Below are 23,834 nucleotides of genomic sequence, written 5' to 3' on the forward strand. Positions count from 1 at the left end.
GTCGCCGGGCGGATCTGCTGCACTGGTCTAGCCTGCCCTCATCACCTGCGTTGGCGTCAACGGCTTTGGCAGCGTCGCTCGACAGAGCCGGAAGATCATGACGGAGTCGCGTTAGACATTCCAGCGAGACGAAGGCCATGAAGTTCGGGACGTGGGTCAGAATTCCCCGTGGTCTTGCTTTGGTAATGTCCAGGAAGGGGCGCATTGCTGCCATTCGCAACGAGAGAATGAAGGCCTCCGACGAGTCAGAAGTGCCCACCAACACGCTCCCACGCCGACGGTGCTTTCACTGCTTGTAGCAGTGCTCGCGGTGCCATTGTAGGAAATGAGGATGCGGGCGTTCAAAATGTCGACTGGGCGTAAGTGCTCGACCGGTTTTGTTTATGAATCCCTGCACGCTGTCGAGATCGTTGACCTGCCGGGAGATCATTATTTCCAAATCGTCGGATAGGCTGATCAACCCGCGATCGAACATCCAATGCGCGGTGCCGGACAATGCGATCCCATTGTTGATGATATCGGGACCATTGGCTTCAACCGGTCGAACATGCGCGGCGGAGACCTCCGCTCGGCCGCCGCCGTTTATCAACTTGAGTCCCGTGATCGCACAGCGCTCATCATAGGCGCGCAAGACGATGCGGCGAAAAATACGATCCCGCACGATTCGCGACGCAATGTAACTCACGCGATCACGGCTCTGCTCCAACTCAAATGGCGCCTGCTCGTCTTGAAAGCCAAGCGACGTCCCGATCTCATCAACGCGCGGCAGCAACGACTCATTGCTGCCCAGGCCGAGATCGATAATGCGGTTGAAGTCACTTAGACCGATTGGGCGGACGGCAGATTGGGCGCGACCGGAAATCCGTCCTTCCTCGTTGAGTACACTCTTCTCCACGATGCCATTCGCCCCGTTGAACGAAACAGGATTGGCGAAGTCGAGATAGGTCCCGGGCTCAATCAGAGCGAGGTACATGTCAGGCTTCGCAGGATCGGGGATGACCTGTTGGACTTTGGCTACGGCGAAATAGCCGCGGCTCTCTTCTACCTTGCTGGGCTCATAATAGATGATCCAGTCGCCTACGCATGCTTCGACGCGGCGCAGATACTGGGTAGGAAACTGGTATTGCTCAGCGGGGCGGTCGTTGTAGATCGAATCTGACCGGTGAATGAAGACCCCGAATCCCATGATCTTTTTACAGTTCGTTTTTTGGAGATATCTGCCTCAGATACCAATCCGATCTTGGGAGCTTAGTCCAGGTCGGAGAAGTTTTTCCCCACAGTATCGGTCTTTGGGAGCGAATAAGCGAATAGGGAAAGCCCTCCCCTTGAAAATGCGCGGCGCTAGTTGACGGTGCAGTTCGCACAAGACCCGCACGGCCCGTCCCGACAGAAAGGAACCCGCCATGCGAAAACTCATCGTCACCGAATTCATCAGCGTCGACGGATCGCCGAGGTCGAGAAGCTGCCGAGCGTGGCCTGGCGCGCCGAATGGCGTCGCTCTCCCGCGATTGATGCGATCGAGTTCGCAGCCACCAGGCGGAAGGCGCCCTTTCTTGCTGCTGCGGACTTCTTGATTCAGCCACAAGCCCAAATTGCTGGATTTGGCGGCCCAGGAAGTATACGCTTGGTTTTTGGTTCAGCGATGGAACAGAGACTAGCCGCAATTCTGGCTGCCGATATGGCGGGCTACAGTCGGCTAATGGAGGCCGATGAATCCGGCACGCTCGCACGCCTTCGGACCCATCGCATAGAACTGGTCGATCCCGCCATCGCGAAGAACAAGGGCCGGATCATCAAGACCACCGGAGACGGCATGCTCGTTGAGTTCCAGAGCGTGACCGATGCCGTGAAATGCGCCGTGGAAATCCAACAGCGTATGAAACGGCGCAATTCGGATGTGCCGCAAGAACGGCGCATCGAATTCAGGATCGGCATAAATCTCGGCGACATCATTTTCGACGATGAGGATATTTTCGGCGACGGCGTCAATATTGCCTCGCGCATCGAGCAACTCGCCGACGTCGGCGGTATCTGCGTGACCGCAGCGGTGGCGACCCAAATTGCCGACCGTCTCGAAATTGCCATGGAGGACCTGGGCGAGAAGACGTTAAAGAACATCAGCCGCCCGGTTCGCCTCTATCGCGTTGGGTTTGACAGTCCTGCCCTGCCAGAAGTCGAGGCAAAGCGATCCATCTCGAAACCTTCGATAGTGGTGCTGCCATTCACCAACATGAGCGGCGACCCCGAGCAGGAATTTTTCGCGGACGGACTGACCGAGGACATCATCACCGAACTGTCCCGCCACCATGAGCTGTTCGTCATCTCGCGCAATTCCAGCTTCGTCTACAAGAACCGCGCCGTGAACGTGCGCGAGGTGGCCGAGAAACTCACCGTCCAATACCTGGTGGAGGGAAGCGTCCGCAAGATCGGCGACAGGGTGCGCGTGACGGTTCAGCTCATCGACACGGCGAACGACGCTCATATTTGGGCAGACAAATATGACCGGAAGCTGGACGACATATTCGCGATTCAGGATGAGGTGACCGCGGCGATCGCAGCCACGCTGCCCGGTCGTGTCGAGGCGGCTCAGCGGGACCAGCTCGCGCGGGCGAAACCTGCAAACATGGCCGCGTATGAATGTGTGCTGGCTGCCAAGGTGCTGCATCACCGAAGCACCATTGCGGATAATGAACGCGCGCAAACCTTGATAGAAAGGGCCGTCACGCTCGACCCCGATTATGCCCATGCCCATGCCTGGCGGGCCTGCATTCTTGGCCAGGCCTGGGTCCATAACTGGTGCGAAGACAGGGATGCTATCTGGAACAACATCATGGCGGCGCTGGACAGGGCGCTGGCGCTGGACAACAACGATGCCGATGTCCACCGCATCCTCGCGGCAGTGAACGTGAACAACAACGAGCTGACCACTGCGCGCTACCATCAAGAGCGGGCGCTGGCCCTCAATCCCAATTACGACCTCGTGGTGGTGCAGCAAGGCGAGTTATTGACGTGGCTCGGGAGGCCGGAAGAGGGAATTGAATGGATCCGCAAGGCAATGCAGTTGAACCCGCACCACCCGGAGAGGTTCTGGAGCCATCTGGGAAAGGCGCATTTCGCCGCGCGCCAGTATGGCGAGGCGATCGAAGCTTTCATGCATCTGTCAACCATGGACTCGGCTCAGCACGCTTTCGCCGCTGCCTGCTACGGCTGGCTCGGCGACGAAATCGCGGCCGCGGCGCATCTAGGCAAGATCAGAACGCTCGATCCCCAATTCGACCTCGATTCATTTATCGCCACCCTGCACTTTGCCCAGGAGTCTGATGTGCAGCACGTCCGCGAAGGACTGCTGAAAGCCGGTATTGCCCACCTGTAGCCAGCCCGTAACTACGACCCAGAGCCAATCGGCAAAAAAGACCGGCCCCCGATGCGGACCTTGTGGCATGACCGAACGACGGGCAGGTCGGAGAAGCTTTTCCCACGGTATCGGTCTTTGGAAGCGAACAGGGAAAACCCTCCCCCTGAAAAAGCGCCGCGCTAGTTGACGGCGCATGTCGCATAAGGCCCGCGCCATTCGGCCCTGCCAGAAAGGAACCCGCCATGAGAAAACTCATCGTTACCGAATTCATCAGCGTCGATGGCATTGCCGAGGTCGAGAAGCTGCCGAGCGTGGCCTGGAACGATGAGATGCAAAAGTTCAAGGACGACGAGCTTGCCGACAGCGGCGCCATGCTGTTGGGGCGCACGACCTATGAGATCTTTGCCGGCTCGTGGCCCAAGGAGACCGGAGACTTCGCCGACCGGTTCAACGCGCTGCCGAAATATATCGCCTCGACCAGCTTGCAGGCGCTCGACTGGCAGCCGGCCGAGCTGCTGCAGGGTGCGTTGCCGGAAGCGGTCAGAGGGCTGAAGCAAGGCAGCGGCGGCAACATCTATGTGCATGGCAGCCTCAGCGTCGCGCAGGAATTGCTGCGCCATGGCCTTGTCGACCGCATCAGGCTGCTCAGCTACCCCGGCGCCGTCGGCCAGGGCAAGCTGCTGTTCCCGCCCGGCGCGCAATTGCCGCTCGAGCTGATCTCGGCCACGCAATTCAGCAACGGCGTGGTGGCGCTGGAGTATGCGGCTGGAATGGGCAAGCCGTGATGACGGCCAATCTCCCCCCTTGAGGGGGAGATCGCAGCTTCGGCCATCAGCGCCTCACCCAAGCTACCGCCCCCGCCCGCCTGCCTCCAGCTTCTGCTCGGCCGCGATCAGCATCTCGACAAACCTCGTCACCTTGGGCGGGCGGAAGCGGGCGGCGGGGTAGACTGTGTAGATGCCGCCGGAGGGCAGCCGCCACTCGGGCAGGATCTGCACCAGCCGCCCGGCGGCCAGTTCGTCCCGCACCAAAAAGCCCGGCAGCACCGACAGGCCGGCGCCGGCGCGGACCGCTGCCAGCACTGCCGGCGTTGCGTCGATCGAAATCGTTGCCTGCATGCGCACGGCCTGCTGCTCGTCATCGCCGCGCGAAAATTGCCATAGCAGCGGTTCGCGCAGCGCCATGTTGGCGACGAAGGGCAGCCCGGCGAGGTCTTGCGGTTCGCCGGCGGTGAACCGGCCTGCAAAGCCGGCGCCGCATACCATGAATTGTTGGAAGGTGCCGATGCGCCGGGCCTGCAGGCTGGAATCGGCTAGCCAGCCGACGCGGATGGCCACGTCGATGTGGCCGGAAACCAGGTCGATCGTCTCGTCGCCCAGCGTCAGCTCCACTCGGCAGGCGGGATAACGCGCGCTGAAGGCGGCGACCACCGGCACCACCGCCGATGTGCCGTAGTCGTTGGACGCGGCGATGCGCAGCGTGCCAGTCGGCTCGGCGGCGGCCTGCGCGAGCTCGTCGAATGCATCCTCGGCCTGCTGCAGGACCTGCAGGCAGCGGGCATGGAACGTTCGGCCAGCCTCGGTCGGATGGACGCGCCGCGTCGTGCGGATCAGCAGCGTCGTTCCGACATCGCGCTCCAGCCGCGCCACCTGTTGGCTGACCACCGCCTTGGTGATGCCCAGCCGCTCGGCGGCCCGCGTGAACGAGCCGGCATCGACCACCGCCGCGAAATAGGCCAGCCGGTTCAGGTTCATGCTTCGCTCATGGCAGGGGCAGTCTCATTGTCAGGCAATGGCATACATTACGTCTATTTTGTCGGCCTTCAATACGCATTCCGCTTTTGCCATCTTGCGGGCATCGAGGCCGCCGAATTCCGGATCCCAGGAGACATCCATGTTCACACGGAGAAGCATCATGAAAACCACCCTCGCCGCCGGCGCTGCCGCGGTCTTTGCTCCCGCCGGGCTTGGCCATGCGGCCGGCGGGCTTTCCTGGAAACATTTCCCCGCCGGGCAAAACGGCTTCTTCCGCGCCCCGGTGCTGGTCTCCGGCGCCACCGAAGCCGTGCTGATCGATGGCGGTTTCACTTACCCCGACGGCCGGGCCGTGGCCGAGGCGATCAAGGCGACCGGCAAGACGCTCACCACCATCTATGTCAGCCAGTCCGACCCGGACTATTATTTCGGCCTCAAGCCAATCAAGCAGGCGTTCCCGCAGGTACGGGTGATCGCCGCAGCCGAGACGGTGGCCGCCATCAACGGCAATGTCGAAAAGAAGCTCGCCGTCTGGGGGCCGCAGCTCAAGGAGAACGGCCCGCAGGCGCTGGCCGACGTCGTCATCCCCGAAGCATTCGACGGCAAGACGCTCAGCGTCGATGGCGAGACCATCGAGATCGTCGCCGCGGAAGGCCTCGCCAACCGGCGCTATCTCTTCGTGCCGTCGCTGAATGCGGTGTTCGGCGGGGTGATGATCTTTGCCGGCGTGCATGTCTGGACCGCCGACACGCCGACCAGGGAACTGCGCGCCGCCTGGCTCGCCAATCTCGAAAAGATCGCGGCGCGCAAGCCGGCAATCGTCGTGCCCGGGCACATGACGCCTGAGGCCGCTACGGACCTTTCAGGCGTCGAGCACACCAAGACCTATCTCATCGCCTTCGAGGAAGAACTGGCCAAGGCCAAGGACGCGGCCGCACTGAAGAGCGCCATGGAAGCCCGCTTCCCCGGCCTCGGCATGGGCGTTGCGCTCGACATCGGCTCCAAGGTTGCCACCGGGGAGATGAAGTGGGGCTGAGATGGCCGCCAATCGCGAGCTGATCCGCGCCACTTACGAACGATACGCTCATGGTCCAGCGGGCGCTGACGCCGGACGCTTGATTACGGTCATCCGCCGAGACGGTTGGTGCGCTTGCTGGCTTCGGCCTTGGCCCGGGCCTCGACCGCCTTTTCGATCTCGCGCTTCAGCTCGTCCTTGATCGCCACCGTCTCTGCCATCAGCGCCTCGACCTTCATGAAATCGAGCACCCGGTATTTCGAGACGGCCGGCCGGATCAGAATGTCGGGCCGGCTCTGGTTCAGCTTGCTGGCGATGATCGACTGCATCATCAGCTGCGTGGCGCCGAACATCAGGTCGACGGAGGTCGGGAATTTGCGGCCGGCCTCGGTCGGCGCGCCGACCACGTCGACGGCGATGATGATGTCGGCGTCGAGCTCGATCAGGTCGAACGGCACGGGATTGTAGATGCCGCCGTCGATCAGCAGCCTGCCGTCGCGCATCACCGGGCGGAACACCGCTGGGATCGCCGCCGAGGCGGCCAGCGCCGAATGCAGCTCGCCTTCGTCGAACACGGCGAGCTGGTGGCCATAAAAGTCCGTTGCCGTCACCTTCAGCGGTATCTTCAATTCGGCGAAGGTTTCGGGAATGGCGTCGGGCAGGAACGCCTTGAGGATGCGCTCGACATTGAACTGACTGACCCGCAGGCCGCCCTGCAACGCTTCGGCAAAAGTGCCGGGCCGCGCCCGCCACATGCGCGTCGCCACTTCGGCGCGGCGGCCGAGGATCGAGCGCGTATAGTCGTGGATGTCCTTGCCGGTCATGCCCGAGGCCATGCCGGCGCCCATGATGGCGCCGATCGACGAGCCGGCGATTGCCGCCGGCCTGATGCCCAGCTCGTCCAGCACCTCGATGACATGGATATGCGCCAGCCCACGCGCCCCGCCGCCGCCAAAGGCGATGCCGAAGCTAGGGCTCATCCCTTGTTGGCCGCGCCGAGCTTCGGCCCGACCACCATGACGGCCGGCTCGGCGGAGAGCAGCTTTTTCGCCACCTCTTTCACCTGGTCCAGCGTCACCGCGTTTATCAGGGCGGCGCGGCGCTGCATGTAGTCGATGCCGAGCTTGCCGAGCTGGATCTCGAGCAGCGTTGAGGCGATCGCGCCGGAGGAATTCAGATTGTTGATGGCATAGGCGCCGATCATGTATTTCTTGGTCGCCACCAGCTCGGCTTCGGTCGGCCCCTCCTCGGCCATGCGCTTGACCACGTCGCGCACCACGGCCAGCGTCTCGGCCGCCCTATCGGCGCGGGTCGAGGTGGTGATGGACAGCGCCTCGGAATGCTGGTGGTCGACGAGGTCGGAGCTGACGCTGTAGGCCAAGCCGCGCTTCTCGCGCACCTCGTCGAACAGCCGCGAGGTGAAGGTGCCGCCGCCGAGGATCTCGTTCATCAGCACCGCGGCGAAGAAATCCGGCGCATTCCGCTTCACGCCGGGATAGGCGAGTTGCAGCGAGGCCTGCGGCTGGTCGTAAACGACCTCGAGCTGCTGGCCGAGCTTCAGGTCGATGTCGGGAACGGGCGTGAGCGCCTGCTTTTCCGGCAGGCTGCCGAACACCAGGTCGAGCTTCTGCTTCAGCGTCTCGGCGTCGATGGCGCCGACCACCGCGATATGCAAGCCGTCACGGGCGAAACTTGCCTTGTGGAAGGCGCTGAGATCGGCCGGCGTAATCGTCGCGATGCTTTGCCTGGTGCCCTGGTCGGGCCGCGCATAGGGATGCCTGCCGTAGATCGCGTCCAGCCATTTGCGTTGGGCGAGCGTATCGGGATCGCGCTCGTTGGCAATGATGCCGGACAGGATTTGCGAGCGGATGCGGTCGATCGGCACCTGGTCGAAGCGCGGCTGGTTGACAGCCACGCGCAACAGGTCGAAGGCGCCGTCGCGCTGCTCGGCCAGCATGCGCATCGAGCCGTAGATGCCGTCGCGCTGCGCATCGAAGCTCATCTCGGCGCCGACATCGTCAAGCTTGATCTGGAAGGCCTCGCTGTCGAGGTTGCCGGCACCTTCGTCGAACAGGCCGCTCATCAGATTGGCAAGCCCTTCCTTGCCGGGCGGATCCTGCGTCGCGCCGCCATCGAAGACGAATCGGATGGCGACGATCGGCACCGAATAGTCCTCCACCAGCCAGGCGGTGATGCCCTTCGACGAGGTCACCTCCTGGATGTTCACGGCGGCGCGAGCGGAAAGCGCCGGCAGGAGGAGAAAGAGAAGGGAGAGGAACAGGATTGCTAGAAGAGGGCCGGCGTGCTGGCGCTTCCCTTCTCCCCTTGTGGGAGAAGGTGGATCGGCGCGAAGCGCCGAGACGGTTGAGGGGTGTTGGACGGAGTGCCGTTGGTGCCAAGCTGGAACACCCCTCATCCGACCGAGCTTCGCTCGGCCACCTTCTCCCACAAGGGGAGAAGGGGAGGAGCCCACGAGGGGAGAAGGCAGAGCGGGACCATGCTGGCTCATCATCAAATCAATTCCCAGCTTGAGTTTGCGGCAGAAGATAGCCGGTCGTTGCGTGGTTGAGATTGAGATAGCGGGCAGCGACTTCCTTGACCTGGTCGGCGGTGACCTTGCGGATGCGGTCCGGCCATTGCTGGACGTCCTGGACGTTGCCGCCGGTGGCGAGCGTCGAGCCGTAGATGTTGGCCATGTCCTCCTGCTTGTCGCGGGCAAAGATCATCGAGCGTACGAAACGGTCCTTGGATTTTTCCAGCTCGTCGCTGGTGACGCCGTCTTTCGCGATGCGGGCGATCTCGGCGTTGACCGCGGCTTCGATGTCGGCAAGCTTGGCATCGCCGCGCGGCGCGCCATAGACGGTGAAATTGGTGTCGTCGAGCATGGTGCCCTGGAAGAAGGCGCCGGCTTCGGCGGCGATGCCTTGCCTGACGACAAGCTCCTGGTAGAGCCGGCTGCGGTTGCCGCCGCCGAGGATTTCGGACAGCACGTCGAGCGCTTCGGCTTCGCCGGGCTTTGCCGTGTGATAGGACGGAACCACCCATTGCGTGGTAAAGCTCGGCACGCTGACGCGCCCGTCGGTCAGCGTCACCGTGCGCCTGGTGTTCTGCTCCGGCTCGACCGGGCGGATGCGCGGCGGCAGGTCCGGGCCGCGCGCGATCTTGCCATAGGTCTTTTCGGCCAGCGCCTTGACCGTTTCCGGTTCGACATCGCCGGCCACCACCAGCACGGCGTTATTGGGTGTATAATATTTGTTGTAGAAGGCCATCGCGTCGGTGCGGTTCAGCTTCTCCATCTCCTGCATCCAGCCGATGACCGGAATGCGGTACGGCTGGTTCTGCCACAGCGTGGCGTCGATTTCCTCGTCGAGCACTGCCTGCGGATTGCTATCGATGCGCGAGCGGCGCTCCTCGAGGATGACGTCCCGCTCGGTCTTGATGACATCGTCGTTGAGGATGAGATTGCGCATGCGGTCGGCCTCGAAGCCCATCATCTCACCGAGCGCCTGCGGCACCACCGTCTCGTGAAAGGCGGTGTAGTCGTAGGAAGTGAAGGCGTTGTCCGAGCCGCCGATGGCGGCGACGGCACGGTCGAGCTCGCCCGCCGCATGGTTGGTGGTCGCCTTGAACATCAGATGCTCGAAGAAATGGGCAATGCCGGACTTACCCGGCGGCTCGTCGGCGCTGCCGATCTTGTACCAGACCATATGGGTGACGATGGGGGCGCGGTGATCGGGGATGACGACGACCTCCATGCCGTTGTCGAGCAGGAAATCGGTCACGACGCCATCGTCAGGATTGTTATCCGCCAGAGCCGGCGCGGCCATCACCAGAGCCAGTCCCAAGAGCGTTCCGCGCAGCCATTCAGCCTGAAATGTCATAGATGGCTCCGGTTTGTAGTGGGACGATAGGCGGGGTTGCTGGTCGAGGCATAGCGAATTGTTCGTCATTTTGAAGGCGCCATCGTGGAAGCCGAACTCAGGCGGCCTCGATGAACCGGATGACCGTCTCGCCATAGTTGCGCTCGTCGACAACCGAAAAGCCCGGCGCTGCCTCGAACGGCGCCGCCGCCACTTCCTCGACGACGCAGAGCGCGCCAGGGGCGAGCCAACCACCGGCCTTGGCCGAGCGCAACGCACGTTCGCCAAGGCCTTTGCCATAGGGCGGATCGGCGAAGACCAAGCCGAATGCGGCGATGGTGCCTGCCTCGCCCAAGCCCGTCGCGTCGCGGCGGAATATCTTGGTGCGGCCGGTGAGGCCGAAGGCCTCGACATTGGTGCGGATCAGGCCGCGCCCTTCGGCGGATTCTTCGATGAAGACAGCGTAGGAGGCGCCGCGCGAAAGCGCTTCGAGGCCGAGTGCGCCGGTGCCGGCGAACAGGTCGAGCACGCGCGCGCCGTCCAGTTTTTCAGGAAAGCGATGCGCCAGCACGTTGAAGACCGCCTCACGCGTGCGGTCGGTGGTCGGGCGGATGGCAAAGGTGCGGGGCGTCGCCAGCGGACGCCCGCGAAACTCACCGCCGACGATCCGCATTGCTTCCTTTCGGGCCGCCGCGCGGCCGGTCGCCACCGCCATCCGGGCGCTCGCCGCGCGGTTTGCCGAACGGCTTTGCACCGCCGCCTTGCGGCTTGCCGCCGGGCTTGCCGTAAGACGGCTTGAACGATGCCTTGCGCGCCTTGATTTCTGCCGCCTTGGCGGCGTCTGCCTCCGCCCTGCCCTTGCCGATCGGCCGTGCGCCTGGCGCCATCCAGACATTGGCCTTGCGCTGGCCCGGCGGCTCGATCGGCCGCTGCTCGCGTTCGGATTTTTTCCCACCGAAGCCGCCACGAGGCTTGTCGCCACGGGGTTTGTCCCCGAAGTCGCTGCGTTCAGGTCTGGGGCCACGCTCGCCAAAGCTCTTTTTTGGCCCAAAGCTCCTGTCAGGGCTTGTCGACAGCTTGCCGAGCGCTTCGTCGCGGCTGCCCTCGCGCCGCTTGCGGTTCTTGATCAGGCCGCCCTCGCCGATCGGCCGGCGTTCGCCGTCGCGGGTGAATTTCGGCCGCTCGGGCTCCTCCTCGCGCTCACGCCTGACCGGCTTGTTGGAAAACGGCTTGGCGATATCGGCGTCGAAATTGGCGCCGGATTCTTCGACCAGACGCTCGCCGAGTTGGTCGCGCAGCACGCGGCCCTTGATCTCCAGTACATGGCCTTCCGGTAAATCGTCGAGCTGGAACGGCCCGTAGGAAATACGGATCAGCCGCGTCACGTCGAGACCGAGCGCGCCCAGGATGTTCCTGACCTCGCGGTTCTTGCCTTCGCGCAGGCCGAGTGTCAGCCAGGCGTTCGAGCCCTGCTCGCGGTCGAGCGTCGCTTCGATGGCGCCGTAAAAGACACCGTCGACGGCAATGCCTTCGCGCAGGCCGGCAAGCGCGCTTTCCTCGACCTTGCCGTGGACGCGCACGCGGTAGCGTCGCAGCCAGCCGGTCGCCGGCAGTTCGAGCACGCGCGACAGGCCGCCATCATTGGTGAGCAGCAGCAGGCCTTCGGTGTTGATGTCGAGCCGGCCGATGGTCATCAGCCGCGGCAGCCCAGGCGGCAGCACGTCGAAGACGGTCTTGCGGCCTTCGGGATCGCGGTTTGTCGTGACCACGCCGGCCGGCTTGTGGAACAGGAACAGCCTGGTGCGCTCGATCGGCGGGATCTCCATGCCGTCGAGATGGATGATGTCGCCGGGCATGACGTTGAAGGCCGGCGAGGACAACACCTTGCCATTGACCTTGACGCGGCCGGCCGCAATCAGTTCCTCGGCGTCGCGGCGCGAGGCCAGGCCGGCACGCGCCAGCCGCTTGGCAATGCGTTCGCCGGCTTCTTCCGTTGCCTCGACGCGACGCGGGCGCGGCTTGAAGCCGCCTTCCGATGCCGCCTGTGCCCTTTGTGCCCCTTGCGGACGATCGCCAAAATCACGCTTGGGACGGTCGAAACGCCTCTCGCCGCGCTCGCTTTCGGCAGCTGCTGGCCGGTCGCCGCGCGGTGCGTAAGGCTTGCGCGGACCTTCGCGCTTTTCATAAGGCGTGCCCTCCGGACGCGGCCCTTTGCTGAACGGCCTGTCGCCGCCTTTGAAGTCGCGCTTCGGCCGCTCGCCTTCGGCAGCTGACGGCCGGTCGCCGCGCGGCGCATAAGGCTTGCGTGGACCCTCGCGCTGTTCATAAGGCTTGCCTTCCGGACGCGGCCCTTTGCTGAACGGCCTGTCGCCGCCTTTGAAGTCGCGCTTCGGCCGTTCGCCTTCGGCCGCCGCCGGCCGGTCGCCGCGCGGAGCGTAAGGTTTTTTGGCGCCGAAGGGCGGCTTGCCGCCCTTGTCGGGAGCGCCATCGCGACCACGCGGCCCCGCCGGCTTCGGGCCGGCCTTGCGCGGGAATTTCTTGTTTTTGTCGTCCATGTGGCCTTTGCTCGTTTGCGCGGGTAGTAACAGGATCGCGCTCTAGTGGCGAGGAGATAATCGGAATGGAAACCGCGTGAAGCGGCAGGATTTCATGGCACTGGCGCTGAAAGAAGCCGAAGCCGCCGCCCTGCGTGGCGAGGTGCCGGTTGGCGCGGTCGTCGTCGGCGGCGATACGGTCGTTGCGAGTGCCGGCAACCGCACCCGCGAGTTTGCCGATCCCACCGCCCATGCCGAGATGCTGGCGATCCGCGAGGCCTGCCGCAAGCTTTCCAGCGAGCGGCTCAGCGGCCACGATCTCTATGTAACGCTGGAGCCGTGCGCCATGTGTGCCGGCGCCATCTCCTTCGCCAGGCTGCGCCGGCTTTATTTCGGCGCTGCCGACGAGAAGGGCGGCGCAGTGGTCAACGGCGTTCGCTTCTTCACGTCACCGACCTGCCACCATGTGCCCGACATCTATCCGGGCATGGCCGAGAACGCAGCAGCGGCATTGCTGAAGGACTTTTTTCGCGAGCGACGCGGAGCCTGATTTCTGGTCCGGCAGACGGTCCATCCAAGTCAGCCAATCCAGCCAGCCAATCCAGGGCAAGAACGTCTCTGGCGCCGTCAGCCTACCAGGGCAGCCAGTCGAACATGCCGCCGCTCTTACTCTTGGCGGCCGCCTCCCTCTTGAGGCGGCGTTCCTTCTTGTACTCGTCCTCGCCGAGGTCACCCTGCGGCGCGGTGGCGGCGGCAGCGCGGTATTGCACCGGTGGCTCGCTCAGATATCTGCGGGTGGTCGGGTCGCCCTGTTTGCCTTCAGCCCGGCGGCGCATGATTTCCGCGGCGCGGCTCTTGTCCGAATCGGCCGGAGTCCAGGCTGGCGGGTGGCTCGAGCCCGACAACTTCAGCGCGGCCTTGACCGACGCCGGATCCGTCTGCACGTCGTCGATGACCTGCGCCTGGTAGGCCGGGTCGTCCTGATGCAGGGTGGCATCGGCGCGCAGGCGGGCACGGCGCTGCTCCGGCGATTCGGGCCATTCGGCACTCGCCGTCTCGATGCTTTCCTGCGGCGGCGGCAAGACTTCCTTCTGCCCCGGCCCTGGCTTCACCAGCGTGGGGCGCGGCTTGTAGTCGATACTATCCTTGCGCTTGGGTGCGAAGGAAAAAGCCCCGGTGAGGTCGCCGGCAAGCTGCGCGCCCGCGGTCTTGTCGGTCCCGTAAGTGGGCGAGCCCATGCAGCCGGACAAGGCGAGGCCCGATACGACAAGCGGCGCCAGCAGCGCAACGCGCGCGTAAGTTCTCTCGGTCATGCCAAAAAGTCCCACTGTAGACAGCCTCTCGATTGCCGCCGGCCGAAGAAAGGTCCGGTCCCCATCGCCTATGCTCTTCCGACGGAATTCCGGCGACAATTTGTCGTCCGGAGTTTCGCGTGTTTACCTCAACCACTCGTTAAGGGCAACGCGCGGGGGCCGATCGGCCGCCCGCCGTGGCATTTGTGCACCGCCTTAAAGACGGCTCAAAGCCTTCAGCTCATGCAGAACAGCGGCGTCACGGGCCGACACGTCCGGGAATTCCGGATCTGAGCCGACATCGGCCGTGTAGCGCCAGGAGCGCGCGCACTTCATCAGGCCACGGTCCTCCGCCTTCTCGACGACCACGGCGACGCCCTTGACGTCGTCGAGGGTAAAGCTGCCCGCCGACGCCTTGCCGCGCACGATCATCAGATCGCTGGTGATCGCCATCTCGGCCATATCGACATCGGCGATCGCCGCTTCGAGCGCGGCGTCGTCGAGGGTGACGACCGGCACCGCTTCCAGCGAAGAGCCGATGACCTTCTGCGCGCGGGCAATTTCCAGCGCGCCGGTGACGACACGGCGAACCTGCCGAACCTTGCGCCACTTCTCCGCCAGCGCCTCGTTCCTCCAGTCCGCCGGGATTTCCGGGAACTGGTCGAGATGCAGGGAGACCGCATCCGGATGACGGTCGAGCCAAGCCTCTTCCATGGTGAAGGGCAGCATCGGCGCCAACCATTTCACCAGGCAGTCGAAGAGATGGCGCACCACCTGCACGGAAGCCTTGCGCTTCACGCTGGAAGGCGCTTCGCAGTAAAGCGCGTCCTTGCGGATGTCGAAATAGAAGGCCGACAGCTCTACCACCATGAAGTCGAGCAGCGCGCGGGTGATGCGCTTGAATTCGAACGCGTCGTAGCCCGAGCGTACGACCTCATCGAGTTCAGCGAGCCGGTGCAGCATCAGCCGCTCCAGTTCAGGCACCTTATCCAGCGGCACCTCCTCGCCATCGTCGTGGGCGAGCGTGCCCAGCATCCAGCGGATGGTGTTGCGCAGCTTGCGGTAGGCGTCGATATTGGTCTGCAGCACGTTCTTGCCGAGCCGCTGGTCTTCCCAATAATCGGTCGTCACCACCCACAGCCGCAAGATGTCGGCGCCGGACTGCCTGATGACGTCCTGCGGCACGACGGTGTTGCCGAGCGACTTCGACATTTTCCGCCCCTCCTCATCCATGGTGAAGCCATGGGTGACGACGGTGTCGTAGGGCGCCCTGCCCCTGGTGCCGCAGCTTTCGAGCAGCGAGGAGTGGAACCAGCCGCGATGCTGGTCGGAGCCTTCGAGATAGACGTCGGCCGGCCATTTCAGGTCGGGCCGGTCCTCAAGCGTGAAGGCATGCGTCGAGCCTGAATCGAACCAGACATCGAGGATGTCCATGACCTGCTGCCATTTCGAGGCATCGTGATTGCCGAGGAACCGCTCCTTGGCGCCGGCGGCGAACCAGGCATCGGCGCCTTCTTTCTCGAAGGCGTCCATGATGCGCCGGTTGACTGCCTCGTCGCGCAGCACATTGCCGTCGGCATCGGCAAAGACGGCGATCGGCACACCCCAGGCGCGCTGGCGCGACAGCACCCAGTCGGGGCGCTCCTCGATCATGGCGCGGATGCGGTTCTGGCCGGCGGCGGGCACGAAGCGGGTATCGTCGATGGCTTTCAGGGCGCGGCTGCGCAGCGTCGTGCCGTCGCCGAGCTCCTTGTCCATATAGACGAACCATTGCGGCGTGTTGCGGAAGATGATCGGCTTCTTCGAGCGCCAGGAATGCGGATAGGAGTGCTTCAGGCGGCCGCGCGCGAACAGCGCGTTGCGCTTGATCAGCTCGTCGATGACAGCCTGGTTGGCGTTGCCCTTCTTGCCATTGTCGTCGATGACGCGCGCCGCTCCACCCTCGCGGTCCGGGCCGAAGCCCGGCGCGTCCTTGGTGAAGAAGCCGGCATCGTCGACGGTGAAGGGGATCGCGGTGTCGATGCCACGCTGGCGAAGATCAGAGGCAGCATCCATCCAGGCGTCGAAGTCTTCGCGGCCATGTCCCGGCGCGGTGTGGACGAAACCGGTGCCGGCATCGTCGGTGACGTGATCGCCGGCGAGCATCGGCACGGGAAAATCGTAGCCGCCACCCAGAGCTTTGAGGGGATGCGAAAGCGTAAGGTTTTCAAGCTCTTCGGCGCCAACGCTGCGAAGCCGATTCAGAGTGACCTTGGCCTTCGCGGCAGCGTCGTCCGCAAGCTTCTCGGCAAAGATCAGCTTTTCGCCGGGCTGAGGACCAAAGGCGTTCTCGGCCGCCGTAACCTCGTAGAGACCATAGTTGATGCGCGGCGAGTAGTTGACGGCGCGGTTGCCGGGGATCGTCCACGGCGTCGTCGTCCAGATGACGACGTTGGCATCAAGCAGATCTAGCGACGTCTGCGTCAGCTTGGGGTCCAGGGCTGGCTGCCCATCCTCGATGTTGATGACCTGGCGAGCGAGGCTGACAACCGGAAACTTCGCCCAGATCGTGTCCGACTCATAGTCCTGGTATTCGACCTCCGCCTCGGCCAGCGCGGTGCGCTCGACCACGCTCCACATCACCGGCTTGGAGCCGCGATAGAGCTGGCCGGACATTGCGAATTTCAGCAGCTCGCCGGCGATCCGCGCCTCGGCATGGAAAGCCATCGTCGTATAGGGATTGTCGAAGTCGCCGACGACGCCGAGGCGCTGGAATTCGGAACCCTGCACCTTGATCCAGTGCGCCGCAAACTCGCGGCATTCCTGCCGGAACTCGTTGACCGGCACCTCGTCCTTGTTCTTGCCCTTGGCGCGGTACTGCTCCTCGATCTTCCATTCGATCGGCAGGCCGTGGCAATCCCAACCGGGTACATAGTTCGAGTCATAGCCGCGCATCTGGAACGAGCGGGTGATGACGTCCTTGAGGATCTTGTTCAGCGCATGGCCGATATGGATGTTGCCATTCGCATAGGGTGGGCCGTCGTGCAGCACGTATTTTTCGCGGCCGGCTGCGTCTTCGCGCAACTTGCGGTAAAGATCCATGTCCTGCCAGCGTTTGACCAGCAGCGGTTCCTTTTCCGGCAACCCGGCGCGCATCGGGAAATCCGTCTGCGGCAGGTAGAGCGTTTTGGAATAATCGATCGTCTCGGCGGTCTCGGTATCAGTCATTCGTCTGCCATATGCGTTGCCGGCGGCAAAAGAGCCCGGGCGTTGAACTATCATGATCTGGAAAAAGCGCGAGAGGCCGCGCGCAAGATTCCCGGCGGCTCCGGCGGCGGTCAGGCCGCCCGGAACACCGGGCCTGTAATTCGTATCGCAGTCGCGGGAAGGCGCGAAAAGCTCGTCATGGCTGGGCTTTTAACCGAGACAGGCGACGTTGAAAAGCCCGAACTCTGATGCTTCCTTGCGTCATGTGCCAATTGCGCATACATTTGTAGGCAAATGGCAAGCAGAATGGCCTGTGCCAAGGAGACGTTCATGTCGGTCGCAGCAAGGGCAATTCGCGCAACACACGACTTTTCCGTCCCTACGGACAAGATCGATCATCTGCGCAGTCTGGGTTTCAGTAGCGAAGAACTCTATCGTATCGTTGCCCCCCGCCGCACGCTGGCGCGTCGCAAGGAACGTGCCGAGCCGCTTTCGCCAGCTGAATCCGACCGCGCCCTGCGCCTAGAACGCATCGCCGAGCAGGCGGATCGTGTATTCGGCAGCCATGAGAAAGCCCAGCGTTGGCTGAGAAGCGAGATCATAGCATTGGATGGTGCAAGGCCGATCGATCTCCTCGAGACAGAGACCGGCGCCCACGTCGTTTCCGAAGAGCTTATCCGCATCGACTTTGGCATGCTTGCCTGACGATGCGCATCTGGCGCATCTCCAATTTCGCGGATCTCTCGGGTCGTGGCGGAACGCTCGTTGATGGAAGATGGAACAGGCGCGGGATGCCCATCGTGTATTGCACCGACCACCCTTCGACGGCACTGCTGGAGATACTGGTGCATGCGACGCGCGAAACCGTTCCGGAAACCTACCGGCTTATCGAAATCGATGTTCCGGACGGAATAGAAATGACCGAACCGGTTATCAATGACGGCTGGGACAAGGATATGGAATCGACACGGCGACAGGGCACGGACTTTCTCTCGGCCAATCGTTACGCGCTCATGAAAATTCCTTCGATCATAATGCGCAAAGCAAACAACTATCTGCTCAACCCGACCCATGACGATGAGTCACGCATTACGATTGCGGGCCTATACCGTTATCCGTTCGACAGCCGTTTGATCAAATGAGCCGGCGCCTACCCGTTCACATCGAAAAATCGAAGCGATAGGTCGTCGACACGCCGATCATGAACTGATCCCTGGAGCCGCGCTCCTTGACCAGGCTGGAATCGGCGGCCGGGCCCATCAGGCGGGAATATTCGCCGAACAGACTGGCCGTCATCGGCTCGGTCACCTTCCAGGTCACCGCGCCGCCCAGGCCCGCCGACTTCACCCCGCCGCCGGGATGATATTCGCTAAGTCCCGAGGCCAGGGACTCCTTGGCATCAACGCCGTAATAGGCGTCGAAATAGTCCGATGAGGCGAACGAAACGCGCGGTCCGGCCGAAATCCTGACGTCGGGCGTCACATCGTAAAAGGCGTCGGCGGCGATGTCGGCGACAAAGCCGTTATGGGCGCGAATGCCGTGCCGCAATTCGGCGCGGGCACGCAGCCAATCCAAAGGATAGAATTCGAAGAAGCCGCCAGCCTCGCCGCCCCAGCGCACCGGGTCGAGACCCTTCAATTCGTCGGCGTCACCACCGTCGCGGGAAAACAGGAACTTGCCTGTCAGGCCGGCACGGACGCCGCCATCGTCGATCAATGCCAATGAAATATTGTCGTTGCGCGAGGTGAAGCGCGCCGCGGGACCAGCCTTGCCGAGCGAGATGATCGGCGAGGCACTGAGCAGGTACTTCTTGCCGCCCTCGAAATTCGGGGCAACCATGCCGGTGGCGCCGACCGTCAGGTACCAGTCTCCGGACAGCCAGCCGAAGGTGCCCTCGCCGGCCTTGGCAACGCCGCAGGTGCCGAGCATGAATGCGGCCAAGATCGTCGGGACAGACCGCATCGTTACTCCATACGTCGAACGCATTGGCCGATACAACCAGCCTTGACTGAAGCCATGGCGCCAGTTCGGTAAAATTTGACTTAATATCCGCAACATTGGCCGCGTTGGCCGGCCTGTTCCGCGTTGCAGTCGATTGCTTGGCGCACCAAGATTCCAGATCAAGTGCTTGGAATACGCTAGCAGTTGCCTCGGCAGGGCTACAAACATTCGCGGACAAACATGCCTGCGCTCTGAAGAGCGCGGCGACCGGCGCTCAACCCCGCATTCCAAACCGGCCAAGCGTGAATCATATGCGGCCAAATTTCGAGACGTACTTTGACGTCCGCCGCGCCGGCGGCTTCGGCGAGCCGAGTTGCGTCAGACATCAGCGTCTCGGCCGAACCGCCTTGTATCAGCATTGGGGGAAATCCGCTCAGATCGGCGAACAAAGGCGAGATCAGCGGATCGCGCCGACCAACGCCATTGGGAACATAAGCGGTTGCCAGTTCCTCCAAATACGCCCGGTGGATGATAGGGTCGATTGCGTCCTTGGTTGATAGTGTCGCGCCGGACATCGAAAGGTCCGTCCAGGGCGAAACCAGCCAAAGACATCGCGGCAACGGCTCGCCTGCCGCACGCAATATACTGACCAGGCACAGGGTAAGGTTGCCGCCCGCACTGTCTCCGCCAATCACGATGCGGTCCGGCGCGATGCCTTGCCGCCTCAGAAAGCGCCATGCGGTGAGTGCGTCTTCATGTTGCGCAGGGAAAGGATGTTCCGGTGCGCGGCGATAGTCGATCGCGAGGGTGCGCATTCCCATTCCCCGACCTGCCTCGGTCACCATTCGACGATGACTTTTAAGAGAGCCGGAGCAGTAGCCACCACCGTGGAAAAACAGCAGAATCTTGTCCCTGTCGCTCTCAGGCGCCAGCGACCACTCTCCCTCGAGGCCATCGAAAACCACATGCTCGCATCGGATGTCCTCCGCGACTGGCCACACCGAACCGACTTCGTCGAGCCGTGCCCGGCGTTCGTCCCAGCGGACCGTTCGAGGCTTTGAGGTCAACAACCTGCGGACGGCGTTGATCTCCGTCAGATCGAGGTGTTCGTCCGCATCGCTCATTTTGCTTCCCTAGCCTCATCAAGCGTAGAAAACGGCATATAGCAGCAGCACACGTCATCGTATAAAGGGCCAATGCCAGCACTGGGAATTTTCGTTACACTTGCGCCGCGGCGAATACACGGGACGACGGGTCGCCCGTAAACCCGCTTGTTATCTTTTAGCACTGGCTCACCCCCCACATGATCGAATTATTCCATCTGGTATTTGGCCGCTTCGGGTCAAAAACGGAGGTCTAGCGGATCGCTCGGGAGTGTGGCGCTCACAGCCTGCTCGCTGGACGGGCAAGGCGATCGGCGCTACCGTCCGGAACAAAGAAGCTAGGCAACCTTGAGGGAGAAGGGCAATGACCGTGCACAGCGATGCCATGAAAGACGCCATTGGCCAGACGCGGGCCAAATGGGGATGGTTCGTCGCGCTCGGGGTGCTGCTGCTTGTCTTCGGCGGCATCGCCTTCGGCAATCTGTTCATCGCAACCGTCGCCTCGGTCTTTGTCGTGGGCTGGCTGATGCTGATGGCCGGCATTGTCGAAATCATCCATGCCTTCGGCGTGAAGACATGGGGCCGTTTCTTCTATTGGCTGCTCAGCGGCCTCCTCTACGCCGTCGCCGGCTTCTTCGCCTTCGACAATCCGGTCCTCGCCTCGACGGTGCTGACCTTCCTCCTGGCGGTCGCGCTGCTTGCCTCAGGCGTGCTCAGGGCCTGGGTAGGCTACAGCCACCGGCCGCAGCCGGGCTGGGGCTGGGTGGTCGCGGCCGGCATCATCAGCGCACTGGCGGGACTGGTCATCGCCATGGGCTGGCCGGTCAACAGCGTGTGGGTGCTGGGCCTATTCCTGGCCGTCGACCTGATCTTCCAGGGCTGGAGCTTCATCGCCCTTGGCTTGGCGCTGAAGAGATAAATTCTGGTTGAGCATGATCTTAATCGGAAAACCGGTTCCCATTTTTTGCTTCGCTGACCTTCGGTTCGGGACCGTGCTCTAAAAAGCTATGGCCGCGTCCAGCCCGGAAAGCGGCCTGACGCCGGCGAGCAGTGCCTTCGCCTCGGCCTCGTCGCGCTTCATCTGGGCGACCAGCGCGTCAAGCCCGTCGAACTTCACCTCCGAGCGCAGGTAGCCGAAGAAGGACACGGCACAAATCTCGCCGTAGAGGTCGCCGGAAAAGTCGAAGACGAAGGTCTCCAGCAATGGCGCGCCATTGTCGTCGACCGTCGGCCGGCGGCCGAAGCTGGCGACGCCATCGTGTAGCGAACCGTCGGCGCGGCGGAAGCGGACGGCATAAATCCCTTCATTGAGGGTGACTTCCGGCGAAAGCCTCATGTTTGCGGTCGGAAAGCCGAGTGTCCGGCCGAGCTGCTGGCCGCCGATCACCTCCGCCTCGACGGTGAAACGGTAGCCGAGCAAGCCGGCGGCCTCGGCCACATTGCCCTCGCACAGCAGCGTGCGTATGCGGCTCGACGACACCACCTCGGCCCTTTCGTCGCGAAACGCATCCACCAGCGTGACGCCGAAGCCGTGGCGCTCGCCGGCAGCCATCAGATAGGCCGGACCGCCCTGGCGGTCCTTGCCGAAATGGAAATCGAAGCCGGTGACGGCGTGGCTTATGCCGAGGTTGCGCTCGAGCACGCCGGTGACGAAAGCCTCCGCCGACAAGGAGGCGAACTCGCGTGTGAACGGCTGCTCGACCAGCGCCGCAAAGCCCAGATGCGACAACAGCCGCGCCTTCATCGGCGGCGGCGTCAGCACGAACAACGGCATGTCCGGCCTAAACACCTTTCGCGGATGCGGTACGAAGGTCAGCACCAGGGCGGGTACGCCGCGACGCTCCGCTTCGGCGCGCGCGCGTTCGAGCACCGCCTGGTGGCCGCGGTGGACGCCGTCGAAATTGCCGATAGCCACCACGCCGCCGCGCAGATGGGCCGGCAGCGGTGCGGTTGCGGAAATGCGTTCGAACATGGCCGTCATGGCTTGAACCTATTGCAGCCTGGGAATCACCGCGACCGGCCTGTAGCCATATTTTTCCAGGAAGGCCGCGAGCCTGGCCGGATCCGGCTGCAGCGTCTCACCGTAATCGCGGGCATGGATGCCGCCCGATACGTAGAGCACGTCGAAGCCATTGTCGGCCGCGCCCTTGATGTCGGTCATCATGCCGTCGCCGATGGCCAGAACTTGCGAACGCTCGACCGGGCGGCCGAGAATGGCGGCGATCTCCTTCATGGCGACGTCATAGACCGGCGCGTAGGGTTTGCCGGCGATCAGCGTGCGTCCGCCAAGCTGTGCGTATTCGCGGGCCAAAGCGCCTGCGCACCAGATCATGCGTTCGCCGCGCTCGACGACGATGTCGGGATTGGCGCAAATGAAGGGCAGGTTCCTGGCACGCAGCCTCTGCAGAAGATCGGCATAATCTTCCGGCTTCTCCACCTCGTCATCGAACAGGCCGGTGCAGACCACGCCGGATGCTTCGAACTCCTCGACGAGTTCGACGTCGAGGCCCTCATAGAGCGTGAAATCCCGATCGGCGCCTATATGGAAGATCTTTCGCGGCCCTTCGGCGATCAGGTCGCGGGTAACGTCGCCGGACGTCACGACACGGTCGTAGGCGGCGGGCGGAACGCCGATGGCGCTCATCTGTGCCACCACGTCGGCGCTGCGACGCGGCGAATTGGTGATCAGCACGACAGGTATTTTCGCCGCGCGAGCAGCGATCAGCGCGGCAGCCGCCGCCGGGAAATGCCATTCGCCATTGTGCACCACGCCCCAGACGTCGCACAGGATGGCTGAATAGGCTCCCGACAAGTCTGCGAGCGAACCGATGATGTCGGGCGAATCCGCCATGCCGTTGTCCCTGTACCATGATGCTTGCAAGCGCCGCGACCGACGGTCCGTAGCGGCCGGCCCGGATTAACCGAAGCGCTTCGCTCTGTCACCAGCTTTCGTTGTGCCCGCAAGATTGCCGCCCGGGGACGCCGGCGAGGACGTGATGGCGAAAGCCTTCTTTTTCAGAGCCTTGTCGGGCTTTGCCGCGGAGCAGCATTGCCGATTGCGGACGTGTGGTTAACGGGCATTGAAAAACCGTGCCGACCTTGAACGTATTTTAGCAATCGGAAATTTAAAAATGCGTGGCATCGTCCGGAAAAAAAACGGGGCGGGCGGGAATGCTGAAGGCAATGATCGGAAATTTCCGACGCGACAGACGTGGCAACTACTCCTTAATGACCGCAATCACCATTGTACCGCTGATGGGCGGGTTGGCGCTCAGCGTCGATTACGGGGAGTTGTTGCGCCAGAAGCACGAAACGCTGAATGCCCTTGACGCGGCCGGCCTCGCCGCCGCCCAGCAGATCGTCGCCGGCGCCAGCGACGACGACGTCAAGGCCTACGCCAAGACATTTTTCGAAACCAATCTCGCACGTATCGACCCGGCGAACACAGCGCTGACCGTCACGCTGCCCAACAACAATGCCGGCGGCGGCACCTTGAAGCTCTGCGCCGGCCTCACGGCGACAAGAAGGCAATCGATGCGCTGAAGGCGTGTTCGTCGGATTCGCGCTTCCGCAAGGATTCGGCCGACCCGAGCAAGCCTGCCAAGCTGTTCTGGAATGCAACCGGCGCGACGCTGTCCGACAATTTCAAGGAAATCGCCAACGAATTGTCGAACCTGCGCATCGTCGGCTGAAGGCGATGGGATTGGCGACTAGAGCCTTTCACGTTTTGATGGAAGCGTAGCCGGCGTTTGCGAAGTAGTTGTTGCATTCGGTTGCCTCGATCGTTTCAACGA

23 protein-coding genes are annotated in these 23,834 nt (G+C 63.0%); 8 read left to right on the forward strand and 15 right to left on the reverse strand.

Annotation, left to right across the window (positions count from 1 at the left end):
- Together NKJ55_RS32460 and NKJ55_RS32465 are read right to left on the reverse strand one after the other, a co-directional pair.
- Nucleotides 1–259: hypothetical protein (locus tag NKJ55_RS32460; protein ID WP_352453454.1), on the reverse strand; the 259-nt coding region annotated here is incomplete at its 3' end.
- 27 nt (nucleotides 260–286) lie between these two features.
- Nucleotides 287–1,186: an HNH endonuclease gene (locus NKJ55_RS32465; RefSeq protein ID WP_352453455.1), complete on the reverse strand. Its 900-nt coding sequence runs from the start codon at nucleotides 1,184–1,186 to the stop codon at nucleotides 287–289.
- Between the two features lie 456 nt (nucleotides 1,187–1,642).
- On the opposite strand from NKJ55_RS32465, the gene NKJ55_RS32470 reads away from it, so the two are divergent.
- Nucleotides 1,643–3,373, forward strand: a complete 1,731-nt coding sequence (locus NKJ55_RS32470; protein ID WP_352453475.1) for an adenylate/guanylate cyclase domain-containing protein — start codon at nucleotides 1,643–1,645, stop codon at nucleotides 3,371–3,373.
- Between the two features lie 224 nt (nucleotides 3,374–3,597).
- The gene (locus NKJ55_RS32475) at nucleotides 3,598–4,140 is read left to right on the forward strand and encodes a dihydrofolate reductase family protein (protein ID WP_352453456.1); all 543 of its coding nucleotides are present in this window, start codon (nucleotides 3,598–3,600) and stop codon (nucleotides 4,138–4,140) included.
- A gap of 63 nt (nucleotides 4,141–4,203) precedes the next feature.
- Here NKJ55_RS32475 and NKJ55_RS32480 read toward each other — a convergent pair whose 3' ends face one another.
- Together NKJ55_RS32480 and NKJ55_RS32485 are read right to left on the reverse strand one after the other, a co-directional pair.
- Entirely contained in the window at nucleotides 4,204–5,109 is a 906-nt protein-coding gene (locus NKJ55_RS32480) for a LysR family transcriptional regulator (protein WP_352453457.1), read from the reverse strand.
- Nucleotides 5,110–5,139: 30 nt separating this feature from the next.
- Nucleotides 5,140–5,271: a hypothetical protein gene (locus tag NKJ55_RS32485; RefSeq protein WP_023674354.1), complete on the reverse strand. Its 132-nt coding sequence runs from the start codon at nucleotides 5,269–5,271 to the stop codon at nucleotides 5,140–5,142.
- On the opposite strand from NKJ55_RS32485, the gene NKJ55_RS32490 reads away from it, so the two are divergent.
- Nucleotides 5,249–6,145: an MBL fold metallo-hydrolase gene (locus tag NKJ55_RS32490; protein ID WP_352453458.1), complete on the forward strand. Its 897-nt coding sequence runs from the start codon at nucleotides 5,249–5,251 to the stop codon at nucleotides 6,143–6,145. The genes NKJ55_RS32485 and NKJ55_RS32490 overlap by 23 nt on opposite strands.
- Before the next feature lie 89 nt (nucleotides 6,146–6,234).
- Here NKJ55_RS32490 and NKJ55_RS32495 read toward each other — a convergent pair whose 3' ends face one another.
- The 5 genes from NKJ55_RS32495 to NKJ55_RS32515 all read right to left on the reverse strand — a co-directional run bounded on the left by NKJ55_RS32495 (nucleotide 6,235) and on the right by NKJ55_RS32515 (nucleotide 12,539).
- Nucleotides 6,235–7,104: a patatin-like phospholipase family protein gene (locus NKJ55_RS32495; RefSeq protein WP_352453459.1), complete on the reverse strand. Its 870-nt coding sequence runs from the start codon at nucleotides 7,102–7,104 to the stop codon at nucleotides 6,235–6,237.
- Nucleotides 7,101–8,351: a M16 family metallopeptidase gene (locus tag NKJ55_RS32500; protein WP_502904540.1), complete on the reverse strand. Its 1,251-nt coding sequence runs from the start codon at nucleotides 8,349–8,351 to the stop codon at nucleotides 7,101–7,103. Before NKJ55_RS32500 ends, NKJ55_RS32495 begins: the two co-directional genes overlap by 4 nt.
- A gap of 289 nt (nucleotides 8,352–8,640) precedes the next feature.
- The gene (locus NKJ55_RS32505) at nucleotides 8,641–10,005 is read right to left on the reverse strand and encodes a M16 family metallopeptidase (RefSeq protein WP_352453461.1); all 1,365 of its coding nucleotides are present in this window, start codon (nucleotides 10,003–10,005) and stop codon (nucleotides 8,641–8,643) included.
- A gap of 97 nt (nucleotides 10,006–10,102) precedes the next feature.
- Entirely contained in the window at nucleotides 10,103–10,657 is a 555-nt protein-coding gene (gene rsmD, locus NKJ55_RS32510; protein ID WP_352453462.1) for a 16S rRNA (guanine(966)-N(2))-methyltransferase RsmD, read from the reverse strand.
- Entirely contained in the window at nucleotides 10,638–12,539 is a 1,902-nt protein-coding gene (locus NKJ55_RS32515) for a pseudouridine synthase (protein WP_352453463.1), read from the reverse strand. Before NKJ55_RS32515 ends, rsmD begins: the two co-directional genes overlap by 20 nt.
- A 76-nt stretch (nucleotides 12,540–12,615) precedes the next feature.
- On the opposite strand from NKJ55_RS32515, the gene NKJ55_RS32520 reads away from it, so the two are divergent.
- Nucleotides 12,616–13,068, forward strand: a complete 453-nt coding sequence (locus tag NKJ55_RS32520) for a nucleoside deaminase (protein WP_352453464.1) — start codon at nucleotides 12,616–12,618, stop codon at nucleotides 13,066–13,068.
- Nucleotides 13,069–13,150: 82 nt separating this feature from the next.
- Here the strand turns inward: NKJ55_RS32520 and NKJ55_RS32525 are convergent, their stop codons facing one another.
- Both NKJ55_RS32525 and ileS read right to left on the reverse strand, forming a co-directional pair.
- Nucleotides 13,151–13,831 (reverse strand): hypothetical protein, encoded by a 681-nt coding sequence (locus tag NKJ55_RS32525; protein ID WP_352453465.1) that lies wholly within the window; start codon nucleotides 13,829–13,831, stop codon nucleotides 13,151–13,153.
- Nucleotides 13,832–14,026: 195 nt separating this feature from the next.
- The gene (ileS, locus tag NKJ55_RS32530; protein ID WP_352453466.1) at nucleotides 14,027–17,017 is read right to left on the reverse strand and encodes an isoleucine--tRNA ligase; all 2,991 of its coding nucleotides are present in this window, start codon (nucleotides 17,015–17,017) and stop codon (nucleotides 14,027–14,029) included.
- A gap of 309 nt (nucleotides 17,018–17,326) precedes the next feature.
- Between ileS and NKJ55_RS32535 the strand changes: the two genes are divergently transcribed.
- Both NKJ55_RS32535 and NKJ55_RS32540 read left to right on the forward strand, forming a co-directional pair.
- Nucleotides 17,327–17,701 carry an Xre family toxin-antitoxin system antitoxin gene (locus NKJ55_RS32535; RefSeq protein ID WP_352453467.1) on the forward strand — a complete coding sequence of 125 codons (375 nt, stop codon included), beginning with the start codon at nucleotides 17,327–17,329 and terminating at the stop codon, nucleotides 17,699–17,701.
- 2 nt (nucleotides 17,702–17,703) lie between these two features.
- Complete coding sequence (locus NKJ55_RS32540) at nucleotides 17,704–18,138, forward strand: RES family NAD+ phosphorylase (protein WP_352453468.1); 435 nt, start codon at nucleotides 17,704–17,706, stop codon at nucleotides 18,136–18,138.
- Between the two features lie 16 nt (nucleotides 18,139–18,154).
- On the opposite strand, the gene NKJ55_RS32545 is transcribed toward NKJ55_RS32540, so the two are convergent.
- Entirely contained in the window at nucleotides 18,155–18,958 is an 804-nt protein-coding gene (locus NKJ55_RS32545) for a MipA/OmpV family protein (protein ID WP_352453469.1), read from the reverse strand.
- Between the two features lie 197 nt (nucleotides 18,959–19,155).
- Nucleotides 19,156–20,061, reverse strand: a complete 906-nt coding sequence (locus NKJ55_RS32550) for an alpha/beta hydrolase (RefSeq protein ID WP_352453470.1) — start codon at nucleotides 20,059–20,061, stop codon at nucleotides 19,156–19,158.
- A 343-nt stretch (nucleotides 20,062–20,404) separates the two neighbouring features.
- Between NKJ55_RS32550 and NKJ55_RS32555 the strand changes: the two genes are divergently transcribed.
- Nucleotides 20,405–20,959, forward strand: a complete 555-nt coding sequence (locus NKJ55_RS32555) for an HdeD family acid-resistance protein (RefSeq protein ID WP_352453471.1) — start codon at nucleotides 20,405–20,407, stop codon at nucleotides 20,957–20,959.
- Nucleotides 20,960–21,037: 78 nt separating this feature from the next.
- Here the strand turns inward: NKJ55_RS32555 and NKJ55_RS32560 are convergent, their stop codons facing one another.
- Both NKJ55_RS32560 and NKJ55_RS32565 read right to left on the reverse strand, forming a co-directional pair.
- Nucleotides 21,038–22,021, reverse strand: coding sequence for a bifunctional riboflavin kinase/FAD synthetase (locus NKJ55_RS32560; protein ID WP_352453472.1), 984 nt, complete (start codon nucleotides 22,019–22,021; stop codon nucleotides 21,038–21,040).
- Between the two features lie 9 nt (nucleotides 22,022–22,030).
- Nucleotides 22,031–22,891 (reverse strand): TIGR01459 family HAD-type hydrolase, encoded by an 861-nt coding sequence (locus NKJ55_RS32565; RefSeq protein ID WP_352453473.1) that lies wholly within the window; start codon nucleotides 22,889–22,891, stop codon nucleotides 22,031–22,033.
- A 332-nt stretch (nucleotides 22,892–23,223) separates the two neighbouring features.
- Between NKJ55_RS32565 and NKJ55_RS32570 the strand changes: the two genes are divergently transcribed.
- Nucleotides 23,224–23,583 carry a pilus assembly protein TadG-related protein gene (locus tag NKJ55_RS32570; RefSeq protein ID WP_352453474.1) on the forward strand — a complete coding sequence of 120 codons (360 nt, stop codon included), beginning with the start codon at nucleotides 23,224–23,226 and terminating at the stop codon, nucleotides 23,581–23,583.
- Nucleotides 23,584–23,834: the final 251 nt, after the last annotated feature.

Source organism: Mesorhizobium sp. M0106, from assembly GCF_040322715.1.
Lineage (GTDB): Bacteria > Pseudomonadota > Alphaproteobacteria > Rhizobiales > Rhizobiaceae > Mesorhizobium.